The following is a 16,532-nucleotide window of genomic DNA, read 5'->3' as shown; positions in this document are numbered from 1 at the left end:
TGCGCCGGAAAGCGAAAAGGCCGGGAACGCTCGTGCGCGTTCTCGGCCTTTCGCGTCAGTTCAGCAGTTCGCCGCTTCCGGAGTTCCAGGCGTCGGCCAGCAGCTTGCGGGTGTCGCCGAGCAGCTGCGGCAGAACCTTGGTGTGCCCGATGACCGGCATGAAGTTCGAGTCGCCGCCCCAGCGCGGCACCACGTGCTGGTGCAGGTGCGCAGCGATCCCCGCGCCGGCCACAGGACCCTGGTTGAGCCCGATGTTGAACCCGTGCGGCGCGGAAACCCCGCGGATCACCCGCATCGCCTGCTGGGTGAACGCCGCGACCGCGGCCGTCTCCTCGACGGTGAGATCCGTGTAGTCGGCGACGTGCCGGTACGGCAGCACCATCAGGTGCCCCGGGTTGTACGGGTACAGGTTCAGGATCGCGAAGACGAGCTCGTCACGGGCCACGATCAGCGTCTCGTCGTCCGGCAGGCCCGAATCGAGCAGCCCGCAGAACGGGCAACCCTCGCTGGTCTCGCCCGCCGGCTTGTTCTCGCCCTGGATGTAGGCCAGCCGGTGCGGCGTCCACAGCCGCTGCAGCGCGTCCGGGATACCGATGCCCTGCTGCTCGGAGAACTGGACACCGGTGTCGTCGAGCGAACCGGTGTCCTCGGGCGGACCACCTTCGCCGCGCGGGCCGCCCGCGGAAGTCTCGCCGCTCATCCCGGACTCGCTCACGCCAGCTCCGCCTGGAAGGTCTCCGCGGACGGTGAGGTGTTGTCCCGGCGATCCACCCAGCGGCTCAGCGCGGCCACCGCGTCGGCGACCGGCACCGCGTTGATCTGGGAGCCGTCGCGGAACCGGAACGACACCGCGTCCGCCTCCACGTCCTTGCCGCCCGCCAGCAGCAGGAACGGCACCTTCTGCGTGGTGTGGGTGCGGATCTTCTTCTGCATCCGGTCGTCGCCGTGGTCCACCTCGGCGCGGATTCCCTTGGCGCGCAACGCCTTCACCACACCGTCCAGGTGCTCGGCGTGCTCGTCGGCGATCGGGATGCCCATCGCCTGCACCGGCGAGAGCCACGCCGGGAACGCGCCCGCGTAGTGCTCGGTGAGCACGCCGAAGAACCGCTCGATCGAACCGAACAGCGCCCGGTGGATCTTGATCGGCCGCTGCTTGGAACCGTCCGGCGCGGTGAACTCCAGGTCGAACAGCTCGGGCAGGTGGTAGTCGACCTGGATGGTCGACATCTGCCAGCTGCGGCCCAGCGCGTCCTTGGCCTGCACGGAGATCTTCGGGCCGTAGAACGCCGCGCCGCCAGGGTCCGGAACCAGCTCCAGGCCGGAGGACTCGGCGGCTTCGCGCAGCGCCTCGGTGGCCACCCGCCAGCTCTCGTCGTCGCCGACGTACTTCTCCTCGTTGCGGGTGGACAGCTCCAGGTAGAAGTCCTCGAGGCCGTAGTCGCGCAGCAGGTCCAGCACGAACGTCAGCAGCGACTTCAGCTCGTCCTGCAACTGCTCGGGCATGCAGTAGATGTGCGCGTCGTCCTGGGTCATGCCGCGCACCCGGGTCAGCCCGTGCACCACGCCGGACTTCTCGTAGCGGTACACCGAGCCGAACTCGAACAGCCGCAGCGGCAGCTCCCGGTAGGACCGGCCGCGGGAGCGGTAGATCAGGTTGTGGAACGGGCAGTTCATCGGCTTCAGGTAGTAGTCCTGGCCGGGCTTGCGGACCTCGCCGTTCTCGTCGCGTTCCTCGTCGAGGTGCATCGCCGGGAACATGCCGTCCTTGTACCAGCTCAAGTGCCCGGAGGTCTCGAACAGCGTGCTCTTGGTGATGTGCGGGCTGTTCACGAACTCGTAGCCGGCGGCCTCGTGCCTGCGCCGCGAGTAGTCCTCCAGCTCGCGGCGGATGATGCCGCCCTTGGGGTGGAACACCGGCAGGCCGGAACCGACCTCCTCCGGGAAGGAGAACAGGTCCAGCTCGGCGCCGAGCTTGCGGTGGTCGCGGCGCTCCGCCTCGGCCAGCCACTCCAGGTGCTCGGCCATGGCCTCCTTGGATTCCCACGCGGTGCCGTAGACCCGCTGCAACTGCCGGTTGCTCTGGTCACCGCGCCAGTAGGCGGCGGCGACGCGGGTGAGCCGGAACGCCGGGATGAACCGGGTGTGCGGCACGTGCGGGCCGCGGCAGAGGTCGCCCCAGACCACCTCGCCGTGCCGGTCGACGTTGTCGTAGACGGTCAGCTCGCCCGCGCCGACCTCCATGACCTCGCTGGTGTCCACCTCGTCGGCGGCGGACTTGAGGTCCACCAGCTCCAGCTTGTACGGCTCGGCGGCGAGCTCCTGCCTGGCGGCCTCGATCGAGTCCAGGCGGCGGCGGGAGAACTTCTGCCCGGACTTGATGATCTGCTTCATGCGCTTTTCCAGCGCCTGCACGTCGTCCGGGGTGAACGGGCGGTCCACGTCGAAGTCGTAGTAGAAGCCGTCCTTGACCGGCGGGCCGATGCCGAGCTTGGCGTCCGGGAACTGCTGCTGCACGGCCTGGGCGAGCACGTGCGCGGCGGAGTGCCGGATGACGCTGCGGCCTGCTTCGGTGTCGGCGGGGACCGCTTCGACTTCGACGTCGGATTCCGGCACCCATGCCAGATCCCGCAGCTCGCCGTCGGCGTCGCGGACCACGATGATCGCCTGCGGCCCCTGGGAAGGCAGGCCCGCTTCGAGTACGGCCGAACCGGCCGTAGTGCCCGCCGGGACCTTCACCCTGGCGACCTGCTGGGCTTCGGACGGCTGAACGGACACGATGACTCCTCGTCGCGGGGTTCGTCGGTTGCTGACGGGTGCGGCTGCGCGCGGTGACTCCGTCCGCCCGATGCTATCGGCTGCCCGCCACCCGGTTCGCGCCCCTGCCCGGCGCGGACGGCGCCGGTTTCGTCAGCGCAGACCGCTGTCGATGATCGCGGCTTCGATCTCCATCGCGGAGGCCAGTCCGCCTGTGCAGGGGCCGACCACGCCGTGCACGCCGAGCCGGTGCAGCCGGTTCGCCTGTTGTTTCGTGTGCACGCTGTTGGCGATCACCGGCAGGCCGAGCAGCTCGGCGGTGCCGACCAGGCTGCGCACCAGGTGCTCGTCCAGCGGATCCGGTCCGTCCGGCGCGGCGAAGCTGTCCAGGAACCCGCCGGACAGGCGCACCGCGCGCAACGGCAGACTGCGCAGCCGGGCGGCTTCGCGGGTGTCCCTGCCGAAGTCGTAGACCGCCAGCCGCAGCCCCATCTCGTCGAAGATCTCCAGCGCGTCCACCGGGTCGCCGTGCTGGTCGAACAGCGCGGCCTCGGGCACCCCGATGACCAGCTTGTCGGCGGGCAGCCCGGTCTCGCGCAGGATGCGCCGCATGTCGCCGACCAGTTCCGGGTCGTGCAGCTGCCGCGCGGAAAGGCCCACGGCGGCCACCGGCGAGCGGTCGCCGAACCGCTCCCGCCAGTGCGCCGCGTGCGCGCAGACCCGCTCCAGCGCCCAGATGCCGAGCCGGGTGATCATCCCGGTCTCCTCGGCCAGCTCCAGGAAATCCGCCGCGTCCAGCTCACCCAGCTCCGGGTGGTCCCAGCGCACGTGGGCCTCCACGCCGACGAGGTTGCCGCTGCCGACGTACTCCACCGGCCGGTACTCGATGTAGAGCTCTTCGTCGTCGAGCGCGCTCGGCATCGACGCCGACAGGCGGAACCGCCGCCGCGCGGCCGCGTTGTGCTCGGGGTCGAACAGCGCCCACTGCGCCCGGCCGTCGTTCTTCGCCCGGTACAGCGTGATGTCGGCGTCGGAGAGCAGTTCGTCCGGCCCGGTGTCGGTCACCGCGGTCTCGACCACGCCGACGCTGGCCGATGCGGTGAGCTGGTGGCCGCGGATGGAGACCGGCTCGGTGATCGCCGCCAGCAGCTGCTCGACCAGCTCCACCAGCCGGGCCGCGCCCCGCGAATCCTTCAGCAGCACCACGAACTCGTCGCCGCCCATCCGCGCGGCCAGCCCATCCTCGGCCAGCACCATGACCTGCAGCCGCTGGGCGACCGCGCGCAGCAGCTCGTCGCCTATCGGGTGGCCGAGGCTGTCGTTGATCGCCTTGAAGCCGTCCAGGTCGAAGTAGCACAGCCCGACCCGGCGCCCCGGGTGCGTCGGATCCAGCGCCTGGTCCAGCGTGGTCTTGAGCTGCGTGCGGTTCGCCAGTCCGGTCAGCGGGTCCAGGGTGGCCTGCCTGCGGAACTGCTCCTCGAGCATGTGCCGCTGGGTGATGTCCTCGTAGAGCACCACCTGGTAGTCCGGCTCGCCGTCGGAATCGCGCACCAGCGATGCGGACAACCGGGTCCAGATGTGCGCGCCGTCCGGGCCGCTGCACCGCGTCTCGGCCTGGAACCGGTCCACATCGCCCGCGGCCAGCGCGGCCACGTTCTCGGCCAGCTCCGGTAGCCACTTGCGGTCGACCAGGTCGAACACGCGGCGCCCGACCACTGCCTCGCACACCGACTCGAAGATGCGCTCCAGCGGGGAGTTGACCTCTTCGACGGTGCCGTCCAGCGCGACGATCGCGATGCCCAGCGCCGAAGAGGTGAACACCGCGCGGAACCGCGCCTCGCTCGCGCGCAGCGCCTCCTCGGCCGAGTCCCGTGCCTGCAGCACCGCCCGCTTGATGACTTCCTGCTCGTCCAAGGTCTGCTCGCGCAGTTGCCCCGCGTAGCCCGCGGCCACCGAACCCAGCACGAGCGGCGACCGGACGGGCCCCGTCGGCTGCCCGTCGAGGGGTTCCGGCAGCTGATCGCCGAGCATCCACAGCGTGCGCTCCAGCGCGGCCGGGTTGGTGAAGTGCACCCGCACCAGCCGCTCGCCCAGCTCCCCGGCGGCCGCGGCCACCGCGTCGGTGTCCGGTGCGGACAGCAGCGCGTCGAGATGTCCGGCCAGGAAGGACTCGATGTCGCTGCGCGCCAGCGGCACGTAGCTGGTCCGGATGATCTCGCGGGTCCAGCGGCGGACGAACTCGGCCCGTTCCGGGGAAGGGTTCACCTCGGGTCACCCGCGTTTCCGCGGCCGCTTCGCTTGCGCGCGACGACGCCGTGCATGAGCGATTCCTCCGGGCGCTCTGGATCGTCCTCAGTGGATTCCGGCGGCCATTCGGGGACGGGCACCAGGCCGGGCTCGACCGGTTCGAACCCGCCCAGCAGTCCGGTGAGTTCGGCGCGTCCGCGCGCGACCATTCCGGGCAAGCCGTCGAAGCGGATGGCGGTGATCCGCGCGGCCGATTCCGGCGCGACATCGGCGGCCAGGTGCGACAGGCACAGCAGGCTGCCCGGCGCGATCCGGTCGTAGTAGTCGCGCAGCGCCTTGTGCGGTTCCAGCTCGTCCGGGACGAACTCCAGCACCGAGGCCAGGATCAGGCCGATGGGCTCGCTGAACCGCAGCAGCCGGGTGACCGGCTCCGCGTGCAGCACCGACTGCACGTCGAGCAGGTCGGCGTGCACCGCGTCGGCGCGGTCGTCGCCTTCCAGGATCGTGCGCCCGTGCGCCACGGCGACCGGATCGTTGTCCACGTAGACCACGCGCGCCCGCGGTTCGGCTTGCAGCGCGACCTCGTGGACGTTGCCGAGCGTGGGGATGCCGGAGCCGAGGTCCAGGAACTGCCGCACGCCTCGGCGCAGGCAGTAGTGCACCGCGCGATGCAGGAAGATCCGGTTGTGCCGGGCCAGGTGCCGCGCCCGCGGCTCCGCGTGCAGCAGCTTGCGCACCAGCGCGCGGTCGACGGCGAAGTTGTGCGCACCGCCGAGGCAGTAGTCGTAGCACCGCGCCACGCTGGGTCGTTCGAGGTCGGCACCCAGCCCTTCCGGCCGCTGGTGCATCGTGGCCTCCTGCTGACGGTTTCGGTGCAGGCGAACTCGCGGAAGTAGGTAGCGCCTGCTGCTGCGCTCGTTCCAAGCAACCTACGAAAGACGGTACTGCACAAGATCGTCATCGGGTACGCCCGGCAGCGCCGCTCGTGATCGTACTGTGACCCTCCGCGTTCGGTAACCCGCCGCCGTGCGGCTTGTGGACCGAACCGTGCAGCGGCGCCTATGAGGCTTCTCACCGTCCGTATACCGGGATCGGCGGTTAGGGCAACCTAAGCTGGAAGTGTCGGGCAGCGCCCGGCCCCGGCAGCGCCGCCGGCCGGCCGGAAGCGCGCCCGGACGCCGGGCGATCCCGGCGTGCGATTTCGGAATCCGAGCAGGAGGACTTGCATGACCCGCCCACTGCGAGTGGCGATCGTCGGGGCCGGACCAGCCGGTGTCTACGCCGCGGACATCCTGACGAAGTCCGAGACCCCAGTGGACATCGACCTGCTCGACCGGATGCCCGCGCCGTACGGGCTCATCCGGTACGGCGTGGCACCGGACCACCCGCGGATCAAGGGCATCGTCAACGCGCTGCGCCGGATCATGGAGAAGGACCAGATCCGGTTCCTCGGCGGCGTGAACTACGGCGAGGACGTCAAGCTCGACGAGCTGCGCAGGCACTACGACGCGGTGATCTTCTCGACCGGCGCGGACAAGGACCGGGACCTGAACATCCCCGGCATCGACCTGCCGCACAGCCACGGCGCCGCAGCGTTCGTCTACTGGTACGACGGCTACCCGGAGACCACGAGGGACTGGACGCTGGACGCCCGCGAGGTCGCCGTGATCGGCGCGGGCAACGTGGCGCTGGACGTGGCGCGGGTGCTGGCCAAGCAGGCCGACGATCTGCTGAGCACCGAGATCCCGGACAACGTCTACCAGGGACTGCGGGACTCCCAGGTCACCGACGTGCACCTCTACGCCCGCCGCGGTCCCGCGCAGGCCAAGTTCACCCCGCTGGAACTGCGCGAACTCGACCACCAGCCCGGCGTGGAACTGATCGTGCACCCGGAGGGCTTCGAGCTCGACGAGGGCAGCGAAGCCGCCATCCGGGACAACAACCAGACCAAGTCGATCGTGAAGACCTTCCAGGACTGGGCGCTGCGGGACCCGCGGTACGACACCCCGCGGCGGCTGCACTTCCACTTCCTGCGCGGACCCACCGAGGTGCTGGGCACCGACCGGGTCGAGGGGCTGCGCACCGAGGTCATGGAACTCGACGGCGCAGGCGGCGTGCGCGGCACCGGCGAGTTCGAGGACACGCCGGTGCAGGCGGTCTACCGGGCCGTCGGTTACCTGAGCACGCCGGTGGCCGACATCCCGTTCGACCACAACACCGGCACCGTGCCCAACGACGGCGGCCGGGTGCTGGACCTGGACGGCGAGCACATCACCGGCGTGTACACCACCGGCTGGATCAAGCGCGGGCCGGTCGGCCTGATCGGGCACACCAAGGGCGACGCCATGGAGACGATCAACAACCTGTTGGCCGACCTGGACACCATGCCCACCGCGGAGGACCCGAACCCGGACAGCGTGCTGCGGCTGCTCGACGACAACGGCGTCCGCTACACCACCTGGGACGGCTGGAAGCTGCTCGACGCGCACGAGCAAGCCCTCGGCGAAGCAGCCGGCCGCGAGCGGATCAAGGTCGTGCCGCGCGACGACATGATCCGCATCTCCCGCAGCGAGGACTGAGGCGCGGATTCGGACCGGCCCGTCGGCGTGCATCCGCCGGCGGGCCGGTTGCGCATTTCAGGACAGGTGCGGGAAAAACTGCTGCACCTGACAGTTGGAGCAAGCCGCCAGTGCACGGCTCCACTCCGAGGTCTCGGGCCAATCATCCGGCCTAGCACCCGGCACCCGACTCTTCCTTCGGGCGTGCTGGAAGCGGTTCGCGTTCTTGCTCAACTTCTTCTGATACTCCCGGACCTGCGCGATCCTCGGATATACACAATTCGCGTGACTAGCTTCGTTCAACAGATAATCGCCTCGTTCAGCGTGCATCTCCAGGAGCTCATCGATGAATTCGGCGACATTGGCGTGGCACCTCTCGGTGCACCCTGCATGCATCTTCTGGATCTTCCGAAACTGCTCGTCCAACAGATCGAAGTGCTTGAGCACCCCCCGCTTCTCGCGGTCCTCCCGCACGTTGCTGAGATCGGGCAAGTACCGCAGCCCGCGCGGCCCGACGACTTCGAACAGGTCTCCGATTATGGCCTCGAGCGTCTGCCGCGCCAAATTTCCAGCAGCGCTGCGCAACCAAATTCGGTTCTCGGCGTCCGCATTGCTCTGCAACAGAGCTTTCAGCCGGTCGGCATATTCTTGCGGCGATCGGGGCTTGATCAAAGACTGCGGGGTCGGCTCGATCTCACGGTCGAGTTCGGTGAACCACTGAGTGGTAAGCGGCCATCGAGCACCGTGATGTTTCCAGAGCGATCGCACCAACTGTTCGTCGTGGGTGAGCACCACGACCTGCCGGCCCGGTCCGTTCGGCGGACCGAGGAGGTCACCAATGCCCTCCCCGGCGAGCTTTTCGACGGTTGCCGCGTCGAGCATGTCGGTCGGATCGTCAATGATCACTGGCGCTCCGGACTGCTCCTGCTCCAGCGTCGCGAGGTGCACGGCCAGACCGAGCATGTCCAGCTGCGAGTCCGACAGGCGCCCGATCGCGGTCTGCTTGCCTTGGCCGACCAGCACGTTGAGTCTCGGCTTCTGAGCTCCGGGACTCACCTGCAGCCGGACCGAAGGTGTGTGGTCCGGGGCCAATCGGCGCAACCAGGAACTGATCGGCTCTGCGAGCGCCGTGAGCTTCGCCTCCAGCACCTCAGCACGGCGAGCTTTGAGGCGCTGGGCCGCGATCCTGAGATTCCGCGCGTCGACGTCCCGCTTGCGCCGCGCGTCAATGGCTTCCGCGATGGCGCGGGCGTTGTCCCGCCGCCACGTCGCCTTCGCAAGTTCGGCGTCCTTGCGGTCCCGGAGTAACTCCGAACGCAGGTGCTCGGCCGCGCGAGCATTCCTGTCAGCAACTTCGCGGAGGTCGACCAGCCGCCGCAGCGCCTCCACGACCGAACGCATCGAATCAGCAGAAGGTTCGCGTCCGGCTGTCTCGATTCTGTCCCACAACACCGTGCATTGCTGGTCCCAGGCCGTTTTGGAGGACCGCGCTTCGCCGTATGCGGCAGAGAAATTCCGGTCCTCCCCCGCGAACGACCGCACGGCTGCGTCGTCCCATTCCGGGAACCGCCATTCGAGGTACGGCCGGAACCCCTGAGCGAACCCTCGTGCTTCCTTCCGGAGAGCGCTGTCAGCCTCCTGGTACTCGCGCACGTCACGAACCGACTCCAGTAACCGGTGCACGGCGGCGATCCGGTCACTGGTCACGGTCGCGACGGTGCACGCCGGGCATGCCTCGCCCGCGATCGCGACCTCCGCGAAGGACTCGAGCAGACGCAGAGTGGCCTGATCGAGGGCTTCCGACAGACGCGGAACTTCACGGGACTCTTGGTCAGTGAGCCGTTGCACCAAATCTTCGAGCCCCGCTGCTGGGAGGACCTCAGGAGGCCGCGGGAGCGGCGCCTCCCAAGCCTCGGACAATCTCTCGCCGGGCCCGCGAGAATCCGGAGCGCACCGCGCGATGGCCTGCTGCGCGTTCCGCTCCACCAACTTCGCGATCTCCTCGACCGGAACCGCGCTCGTGCAGTCGTGCACTCCCTCGGCCCAGGTGACGGCGTCCTGCATGGCAGCTGACGGCAACGCTTCGACCGAACTGAGTTCCTTCCCCCGCTGGTCCAATGCTTTCTGAGCATCGCCCCAGACCTGGGCCAAGTCGCCCAGACCAGCTGCGTGGCCAAGGAGATCGGCTCGATCCGCCCCGGACAAGTTGATGACCTCTCGCAACCGGCGACGAGCAATCAGCTGCACCGGTGGTGCATCCGCTGCGGCCTGACCCCACGCTCCGTTCCAAACCGCTCGTCCCGGCTTTCCGTCCTGTATCCAGGATATTGATACATTCGGCTCGATGTCCGTCAATTTTCCGTCGACGTCAGAATAAGGGACATTGTTCTCGTCCTTGACCTCGCCCGCCGGACCGGCGGGTTGCGACGCGCGAGTTGTCACCCCTTTGGTAAGCAACTCGACGGCGTCGATGATGCTGGTCTTGCCGGTTCCGTTCTCCGCGTACAGGATCGTAAGACCCCGGGAAAGTTCCAGTTCCTGCTCCGCACCGAAAGACCGGATGCCCTGGACCCTAACCGACTCGACGTACCCGTTAAACGGGTACGTCGACGGCTCCGCGGGAGGGATCGCAATGTGCTCGACGACCTCCTTGACCCGCTTTTCGGAGGCTTCGCCGAGCGATTCTATTTCCCGCTCGATCCGTTGCGCAAGCATTTTCGCGGACTCCATACCCCACCCAGAAATCGATCTCGTCATCCCGGCGACCGAGACCATACTTGCCCCTCTGGCGCCTACTCGCATTTCCCCATCTAGCCGAGCAGTTGGCATATTCCAACACGGGGAGTGCCGAAAACGCCCGAAAATCGGTCGATCAGCGCCTACGCTGGACTGAAACGGTGACGGAGCCCGTGATGGGGAAGGAGTCCGGCAGCGCGGCGATACGAGCCGAAAGGGATTCCGTGGAATGCCAGGCGTTCGGGCCCATGCCGACCACGGCGGCCACTTCTTCGGCGGTGAGCCGCATGGCGAACTCGCACCGCCGGCTGCGCACCGGCTCGAAGTGGTCGGTGAGCTGCTCCCGGAGCCGCTGCTGCTTGCGCTCGTCCACGGTGAGCAGGTCCAGTTCGGACACCAACTCGGCCAGGTGCCCGGAGTTCGGCGTGACCACCACGAGGTGCCCGCCCGGGCGCAGCACGCGGTGCGTCTCGACGGCGTTGCGCGGGGCGAACACGTTCAGCGCGGTGGCGAATGCGGCGTCGCGCACGGGCAAGGTCCGCCAAGCGTCGGCGAGCACGGCCGCGGCGCGCGGGTGGGCCTTCGCGGCCCGCCGGGAAGCGTACTTCGACACGTCCAGCGCGACGCCGATCTCGCCGGGCAGCGCATCCAGCACTCGCCCGAGGTAGTGGCCGGTCCCGGCGCCGACGTCCAGCACCGGTCCGCCGGTGTGCGTCGCCGCGGTGACGTCGGCGAGTGCTTCTGCGATCGGTGCGTAGTGCCCGGAAGCGAGGAAACCGGCGCGTGCAGCCACCATCTCGGCGGTGTCGCCGGGTCTCGGTGCGCCCCGCCCACCCAGCAGGCTCACGTAGCCCTGTCTGGCCAGGTCGAACGAGTGGTTCGCCGGGCAGCGCAGCGTGCGCCCCGCTGGTTGCAGACCGCGCCCGCAATGCGGGCACGCCAACAGTCGTGCGACATCGTTGAACACCCTTTCCGCCTCCCCTGCGCAGCGATTCTAAGGAGCGGCCGGGGAGACCGGGGATTCCAGGCCCGGGGCGGAAGGTCGGGGAGCCGCTCGGTCGCCGGAGTTTCGGGCGAGCCAGATCGCACGGAGTCGTGCGGGCCCAGGTCGGCAACGACTCGGCTGGTGGGGTGGGCAAGCGCAGGGGCCAGGCGTGCCGGATCGGCCGCCTGGGCACACTGCGGGTGAGCGAGCGGGCAGGGACCGGAAGGAGACCGCCGTGGGCGCGTGGTTCTGGGCGCCGGAGTACTGGCAGGCGCGGGCCGTCGTCTCGCACCTGCTGGCGGCGGTGTACCTGCTGGGCTTCGCCTCCGCGGTGCACCAGTTCCGGCCGCTGGCCGGCGAGCACGGCCTGACCCCGGTGCCGCGCTTTCTATCGGCGGTGGGTTTCCGCCGCGCGCCGAGCCTGTTCCACCTGCACTACTCCGACCGCTTTTTCGGCGTCGTCGCGTGGACCGGGACGGTGCTCAGCGGCGCGGCGCTGGTGGGCTTGGTCGGCCTGCTACCGGTGTGGGCCTGGATGCTCGTGTGGGCGGTGCTGTGGGCGTTGTACCTGTCGATCGTCAACGTCGGGCAGATCTGGTACGGCTTCGGCTGGGAGTCGCTGCTGCTGGAGGCCGGGTTCCTGGCGATCTTCCTGGGCCCTGCGCACACGACTCCCCCGGCACCGATCATGTGGCTGCTGTGCTGGCTGCTGTTCCGCGTCGAGTTCGGCGCCGGGCTGATCAAGATGCGCGGCGATCCGTGCTGGCGGGACCTGACCGCGCTGCACTACCACCACGAGACGCAGCCGATGCCCGGGCCGCTCAGCCGCCGGTTCCACCACCTGTCCCCGCGGCTGCACAAGGTGGAAGTGGTCGCCAACCACGCCTCGCAGCTGATCGTGCCGTTCGCGCTGTTCGCGCCGCAGCCGGGCGCCGATGTCGCGGCCGTGCTCATCGTGATCACTCAGGGCTGGCTGATGCTGAGCGGGAACTTCGCCTGGCTCAACCTGGTCACGATCACGCTCGCGTTCGCCGCGATGGACGGCGGATTGCTGCGCTGGCCCGCACCGCCGACCACGGATTCGCCGCTGTGGCACCAGATCGTCGTGCTGGCGGTGACCGCGGGGATGCTCGCGCTGAGCTACCAGCCGGTGCGCAACATGATCGGCCCGCACCAGGTGATGAACCGCAGCTTCAACAAGCTGCACCTGGGCAACACCTACGGCGCGTTCGGCAGCGTCACCCGCACCCGCTACGAGGTGGTGCTGGAGGGAACTTCCGACCGCACCGGGGAATCCGGTTGGCAGGAGTACGAATTCCCCGGCAAACCGGGAGATCCGCGGCGCAGACCGCGCCAGTTCGCGCCGTACCACCTGCGGCTGGACTGGCTGATGTGGTTCGTGGCGATCTCGCCCGGCTACGGACGCAGCTGGCTTCCCGGGCTGCTGCGGGCGATGCTGCGCAACGACCGGCACGCGCTGAAGTTGTTGCGGCACAACCCGTTCCCGGACGAACCTCCGGCGCTGGTGCGCGCGCGGCTGTTCCGCTACCGCTTCGCGAACCGGCAGGAACGCCGCGAGGGTGCGTGGTGGGTGCGCACCCCCGTCAGCGAACTCGTCCCGGCGGTGTCGCTCGACGAACTCACACCGGCCTGAATCACCACGCGGGCCGCAGCGGCATCCGCGCATCGGTGTCGTCGAGGCGCACTCCGAGCATCTGGTGCAGCTGGATGTTGTTCTTCTCGAAGCCCAGCCGGGAAGCGGCCATGTACAGCCGCCAGATCCGCGCCCGCGCGGGCCCCACCTCGCGCACCGCTTCGTCCCAGTGCGCCTCCAGGTTCGCGCACCAGTCCCGGAGGGTCAGCGCGTAGTGCTCCCGGAGGTTCTCCTCGTGCCGGACCTCGAAGCCGTTGTCGTGCATGGCCGACATCAGCGTGCCCGGCCCCTCCAGCTCACCGTCCGGGAAAACGTAGCGGCCGATGAACTTGCCCGGCTTGGTCTTGCGGGTCCCGTCGGGCCGGGTGATGCAGTGGTTGAGCAGCCGTCCGCCCGGCTGCAGCTTGTCCCGCAGCGAGGAGAAGTAGGCGGGCAGTTCAGCGCGGCCGATGTGCTCGGTCAGCCCGATCGAGCTGACCGCGTCGAACCCCGTCTCCGGCACGTCCCGGTAGTCCAGGTAGCGGACTTCGGCCAGATCCGCGAGCCCGCTGTCCACAATGGCCTTCTGCGCCCATTGCGCCTGCTGCTGCGACAGCGTCACGCCCAGCGCCCGCACGCCGTAGTGCTTGGCGGCGTGCATCACCATGCCGCCCCAGCCGCAGCCGATGTCCAGCAGCCGCATTCCCTCGCGCAGCCCCAGTTTCCGCGCGACCAGGTCGTGCTTGGTGAACTGCGCCTGCTCCAAAGTGGAGGCCGCGTCCGGGTAGACCGCGCAGGTGTAGGCCATCGACGGGCCGAGCACCCACTCGTAGAAGCGGTTCGACACGTCGTAGTGGTAGGAGACCGACTTGCTGTCGCGGGCCTTCGAGTGCCGCAGCCCGCGCGGGCGGTACTCCTGCTCCGGTGGGCGCACCGGCCACCAGAAACGCCGCGCGGCGAGCCTGGCGCCGACTTCGAGCTTGGTGCGGGCCGAGACCGCCTGCAGCGCGATGGCCGGGAACCGGGAAAGCGCGGTGTACATGTCGCCGTGCACTTCCAACGCCCCGGTGATGTAGGCGCGGGCGAGCCCCAGCTCGTCCGGTGCGGCCGCCAAGTGCGAGAACGCCAGCGGGGAACGGACCTGCACGCCGACGTCGGCTCCGGCTCGTCCCGCTCGGCTGCCATCGTAGGCGCGGAACTCCACGTCGAGACCGTCACCCAGAATGCGCGGGAACACCTCTGCCAGACCCATTTCCGGTTCTCCTCCCTGCCGACCCTACGGCTTGCCCACGCACTTCTCGTACAGACCGGGCAACCGGCCGTCCGGGTCGTAGCGCTGTTTCAGTTGTTCGTAGGCGGGACGGTTGTAGAGCCGCCAGAACTCGTCCTCGTCGTAGTAGGAGTCCGAGTACAGCGACTTGTGCCCGTCGATCCGGCTCACGAAGTCCTCGATCGCGCGGTTGTAGTCGCCCAGCCGCTCCCCCGGCCGCAGTTGCACCGCCGACCAGAAGCCCACGTTCACGTAGAGCGTGTCCGGATCCATCGGGTACAGCGGCCAGCCCTGCCGGTCGCGCAGCTGCACCGGGCACAGCCACACCGGGGCGATGCCGATCTCGCGGTGGAAGAACTCCAGGAACTCCGCGAGCCGATCGACCGGGATCTCCACGTCCTGGATCACCGGCTCGCTGCCCGCGCCGCCGCGCGCACGCGCGAGCCGGTCGCTGAAACCGACGCGGCGGTCCCACGCCACGATGCGCCGGTATACGTCCGAACGCCGGTACTTGCGCGGCCACAGCCGCCGCACCGCGGGATGTTGCACACCGAAAGCACGGGAGCACCAGAACCAGTCGGTGTCCCAGCGCCACAGGTAGTCATGCGTGCGCAGATGGTCCGTCTGGTGCTCGCGCAGCGAGCGGTAGTAGACGGCTTGACCGGTGTAATCGCTCGTCACCGGTGCTTCCGGGACGTAGGTGCCGATCGATAGGTACTGCTCGTCGGCGGCGAAGACCGTGCCGTCGAGGAAATCGACGCGGTGACCCTCGAACTCGCCGTCGCGGCAGATCTCGGCGATGGCGGCCGCGCATTCCTCGGCGGTCGAGAACCGGACGTGGCGGACCCGCACGTACGGTTCGGTCCGCTCGATCTCGACCTGCAGCCGCAGGGCGTAGCCGAGGGTTCCGTAGGAGTTCGGGAAACCGCGGAAAAGATCGGCGTGCTCGTTGTCCGGGCGGGCCACCACGACTTCACCGCTGCCGGTGAGGATCTCCATCTCCCGCACGGACTCGTGCGGCAGCCCGTTGCGGAAGGAAGTGGCCTCGATGCCGAGACCGGCCACCGCACCGCCGAGCGTGATCGTCTTGAGCTGCGGGATCACCAGCGGCATGTGCCCGGTCGGCAGGTGCGCGTCGACGACGGTTTCGTAGGTCGCCATGCCCTGCACCTGCGCGGTGCCGTCCGCCGGATCGACCGAGAGCACGCGGTTCATCCGGCCCACGTCGAGCCCGGGAGCGGTCGAGTCGCCGCGGAACCGGAAGAGGTTCGAGGTCGGCTTCGCCAGCCGCACCGGCTCCCCCGGAGGAATCCTGGCGTAGCTGCCGACCAGGGCGGCGACCTCCTCGGAATGGCTGGAAACGGCTCCCGAGGTACCCGGATCGACTCCCATGGCTCCCGACTTTATTGCGCGGACGGGGCAGCGGCATCCCACTTCCGGCGACTCGTCGCGCGGAGTTGTTCGGCCGCCCGGTCAAATCGGGCGGAACCGCCCGGTCGCGCCCGTCGGGGACCACTCGGGCACCAATGCGTGAACGCGAATGACTCCGCAGGTCAGCCACCCTGGATCACCCGTTGAGCGCAGCACCGGATAGCCTCTGTTGCACATGATTTCCAACAAGCCGAGCGATCTTGATCACATCGGCCGCGCGGAGGTGACATGCACGCATCGCAACAACCCACGGTCGACCGGCGGCGCACGGTCGGTGATGATCCGGCAGCGCCAGGTCTCCGGCGCGGAGCGGCCGGCTACGAGATCCGCCCCGCCCGCCGCTCGGACGCCGACGGGGCCCGGTCGGTCATGCTGGACACCTTCTACGAGGTCTTCGGGCACGGCTACAGCCCCAAGTGGCATCACGACGTGATCGACATGTCCGCCACGTACTTCGACCACCCGCGGCAGGCGCTGTTCGTGGCGGCCCGCGGCGACGAAGTGGTGGGCACCGCCGCGGTCCGCGCCGACGGCCCGAAAAGCCCGCCGCATCCGGCGTGGCTCGCGGAGCGCTACCCGTCCGGCAGCACCGCCCAGATCTTCCGGGTTTACGTCCGGCCGGAGCACCGGCGGCACGGGCTGGCGCGCGGACTGGTCGAAACGGCCTGCCGATTCGTCGCCGACACCCCCGGCTACGAGCGGATCTACTTGCACACCAACGCAGGCATCGACGGCGCGGAGCCGTTCTGGCGAGGCATCGCCGACGAGATCTTCGACGGGCGGACCGACCCGGCGCACAGCCCCGCGGTGCACTTCGAGATTCCGATCGGGCGGTTCTGAATGCCTGTCGCCGCTGCGTCTCCCGGCGACCACTCCGCCCCAGGACCGGCCAGCGGCCCGGCGAGCCGTGGGTGGGTT

At 69.0% G+C, this 16,532-nt stretch carries 11 protein-coding genes; 3 read left to right on the top strand and 8 right to left on the bottom strand.

All coding sequences use genetic code 11. The features are described from left to right. Positions 1-55: 55 nt before the first annotated feature. From V1457_RS16980 to V1457_RS16965, 4 genes are all read right to left on the bottom strand, one after another. Positions 56-700 carry an HIT domain-containing protein gene (locus V1457_RS16980; RefSeq protein ID WP_200069935.1) on the bottom strand — a complete coding sequence of 215 codons (645 nt, stop codon included), beginning with the start codon at positions 698-700 and terminating at the stop codon, positions 56-58. A gap of 11 nt (positions 701-711) precedes the next feature. After that, complete coding sequence (gene thrS / locus V1457_RS16975; protein WP_200069936.1) at positions 712-2,736, bottom strand: threonine--tRNA ligase; 2,025 nt, start codon at positions 2,734-2,736, stop codon at positions 712-714. Positions 2,737-2,907: 171 nt separating this feature from the next. Further along, positions 2,908-5,019: a bifunctional diguanylate cyclase/phosphodiesterase gene (locus tag V1457_RS16970; RefSeq protein WP_200069849.1), complete on the bottom strand. Its 2,112-nt coding sequence runs from the start codon at positions 5,017-5,019 to the stop codon at positions 2,908-2,910. Further along, a complete protein-coding gene (locus V1457_RS16965) occupies positions 5,016-5,849 on the bottom strand; it encodes an SAM-dependent methyltransferase (protein ID WP_200069850.1) in 834 nt (277 codons plus the stop codon). The genes V1457_RS16970 and V1457_RS16965 overlap by 4 nt, the downstream gene beginning before the upstream one ends. Before the next feature lie 378 nt (positions 5,850-6,227). On the opposite strand from V1457_RS16965, the gene V1457_RS16960 reads away from it, so the two are divergent. Beyond that, on the top strand, positions 6,228-7,580 hold the full coding sequence (locus V1457_RS16960; RefSeq protein ID WP_200069851.1) for an FAD-dependent oxidoreductase: 1,353 nt from the start codon (positions 6,228-6,230) through the stop codon (positions 7,578-7,580). Between the two features lie 57 nt (positions 7,581-7,637). Here V1457_RS16960 and V1457_RS16955 read toward each other — a convergent pair whose 3' ends face one another. After that, a complete protein-coding gene (locus V1457_RS16955; protein WP_338595550.1) occupies positions 7,638-10,274 on the bottom strand; it encodes an AAA family ATPase in 2,637 nt (878 codons plus the stop codon). Between the two features lie 157 nt (positions 10,275-10,431). After that, positions 10,432-11,262 (bottom strand): putative RNA methyltransferase, encoded by an 831-nt coding sequence (locus V1457_RS16950; RefSeq protein WP_338595548.1) that lies wholly within the window; start codon positions 11,260-11,262, stop codon positions 10,432-10,434. A 253-nt stretch (positions 11,263-11,515) separates the two neighbouring features. On the opposite strand from V1457_RS16950, the gene V1457_RS16945 reads away from it, so the two are divergent. Continuing rightward, positions 11,516-12,934, top strand: coding sequence for a lipase maturation factor family protein (locus tag V1457_RS16945; RefSeq protein ID WP_338595546.1), 1,419 nt, complete (start codon positions 11,516-11,518; stop codon positions 12,932-12,934). Between the two features lies 1 nt (position 12,935). Here V1457_RS16945 and V1457_RS16940 read toward each other — a convergent pair whose 3' ends face one another. Next, positions 12,936-14,165, bottom strand: coding sequence for a cyclopropane-fatty-acyl-phospholipid synthase family protein (locus V1457_RS16940; protein ID WP_200069855.1), 1,230 nt, complete (start codon positions 14,163-14,165; stop codon positions 12,936-12,938). A 24-nt stretch (positions 14,166-14,189) separates the two neighbouring features. Beyond that, complete coding sequence (locus V1457_RS16935; RefSeq protein WP_295145724.1) at positions 14,190-15,575, bottom strand: FAD-binding oxidoreductase; 1,386 nt, start codon at positions 15,573-15,575, stop codon at positions 14,190-14,192. A 267-nt stretch (positions 15,576-15,842) separates the two neighbouring features. Between V1457_RS16935 and V1457_RS16930 the strand changes: the two genes are divergently transcribed. Next, positions 15,843-16,454 carry a GNAT family N-acetyltransferase gene (locus V1457_RS16930; RefSeq protein ID WP_295145726.1) on the top strand — a complete coding sequence of 204 codons (612 nt, stop codon included), beginning with the start codon at positions 15,843-15,845 and terminating at the stop codon, positions 16,452-16,454. Positions 16,455-16,532 lie beyond the last annotated feature (78 nt).

Source organism: Saccharopolyspora sp. SCSIO 74807, from assembly GCF_037023755.1.
In the GTDB taxonomy this organism is placed as follows: domain Bacteria; phylum Actinomycetota; class Actinomycetes; order Mycobacteriales; family Pseudonocardiaceae; genus Saccharopolyspora_C; species Saccharopolyspora_C galaxeae.
The sequence above is the reverse complement of the archived record's forward strand: the minus strand, read 5'-3'. Positions and strand labels throughout refer to the sequence as shown.

Coding starts and splice junctions, on each gene's coding strand:
- V1457_RS16960 (WP_200069851.1), top strand. CDS start 6,228: ATGACCCGCCCACTGCGAGTGGCGATCGTCGGGGCCGGACCAGCCGGT.
- V1457_RS16980 (WP_200069935.1), bottom strand. CDS start 700: ATGAGCGGCGAGACTTCCGCGGGCGGCCCGCGCGGCGAAGGTGGTCCG.
- V1457_RS16965 (WP_200069850.1), bottom strand. CDS start 5,849: ATGCACCAGCGGCCGGAAGGGCTGGGTGCCGACCTCGAACGACCCAGC.
- V1457_RS16940 (WP_200069855.1), bottom strand. CDS start 14,165: ATGGGTCTGGCAGAGGTGTTCCCGCGCATTCTGGGTGACGGTCTCGAC.
- V1457_RS16930 (WP_295145726.1), top strand. CDS start 15,843: ATGCACGCATCGCAACAACCCACGGTCGACCGGCGGCGCACGGTCGGT.
- V1457_RS16935 (WP_295145724.1), bottom strand. CDS start 15,575: ATGGGAGTCGATCCGGGTACCTCGGGAGCCGTTTCCAGCCATTCCGAG.
- V1457_RS16955 (WP_338595550.1), bottom strand. CDS start 10,274: ATGCTTGCGCAACGGATCGAGCGGGAAATAGAATCGCTCGGCGAAGCC.